Source organism: Phenylobacterium sp. (assembly GCF_036821595.1).
Lineage (GTDB): Bacteria > Pseudomonadota > Alphaproteobacteria > Caulobacterales > Caulobacteraceae > Phenylobacterium.
Window position 1 is genome coordinate 1 of the sequence record NZ_DAISJG010000190.1, and the last position, 1,087, is coordinate 1,087.

General features: G+C 66.6%; 1 protein-coding gene. It reads right to left on the minus strand.

All coding sequences use genetic code 11. The annotated features are described in order from the left end of the window. The coding region (locus V7Z97_RS20530) for a serine hydrolase domain-containing protein (RefSeq protein ID WP_334165493.1) at nt 1-1,087 on the minus strand (1,087 nt) is incomplete at both ends.

Below are 1,087 nucleotides of genomic sequence, written 5' to 3' on the forward strand. Positions count from 1 at the left end.
CATGCCCACGAAGACGATGTCGTTGGTGGGGTCGACCCAGAACCAGGTGCCGGCCGCCCCGCCCCAGCTCATCGAGCCCCTGCCCTCCAGCGAGCCGGCGACGCGGGGGTCGTTCATCACCATGAAGTCGAGGCCGAAGCCCACCGCCTCGTTGAAGCGGGCCGCCGTCGTGCCGTTGGAGTTCACCAGCACGTCCTTGGGGATCATGTTGGTCCCCATCATCTCCACCGCGGCCGGCGAGAGGATGCGCACCCCGTCGAGCTCGCCCTTGTTGGCGATCATCTGGGCGAAGCGGGCGTAGTCCATGGTCGTGCCGACGAGGCCGCCGCCGCCGGATTCCATCCGCGGCGGCTCCAGGTAGGTCGGCAGGTCGGAGTTGAAGATGCGCTTCGCCTCCTCGATCTTCCCGGTGTCCTTGTTGCCGACGTAGACGGGGGCCAGCCGCGCGGCCTTGGCGGGCGGCACGTAGAAGGCGGTGTCGACCATCTTCAGCGGCCGGAACAGGCGCTGCTCGAGGAACTGGCCGAGGCTCTGGCCCGACAGCTTCTCGATGATGTAGCCCTGGATGTCGACGGAGGAGGAATAGTACCAGCTGGTCCCCGGCTGATACATCAGCGGGATCTCGGCGGTGCGCTGGATCATCTCCTGCATGGTGCCGCCCAGCACGCCCTTCTCGCGATAGAGCTTGTCCACCGGGTGCTCGTCGCCCAGGCCGTAGCCGAAGCCGGCGGTGTGGCTCATCACCTCGCGCATGGTCGGCGGGCGCTTCATGTCCTCCAGCGTCATGACGCCGTTGCCGTCGACGCTCTTCACGACCTTCAGATTCTTGAATTCCGGCACGTACTTGGTCACCGGATCGTCCAGCCGCCACTTCCCCTCCTCGAAGAGGATCATCATGCCCACGCCGGTGATCGGCTTGGTCATGGAGTAGATGCGGAAGATGGTGTCGCGGCTCATCGGCTCGCCGGTGGCCAGGCTCTTCTTGCCGTGGGTGCGGAAGCTGACGACCTTGCCGTGGCGGGCGAGCAGCGTGGTCATGCCGGCCACCCGGCCGTCGGCCACCACCTTGGCCATGTAGGCGTCGAGC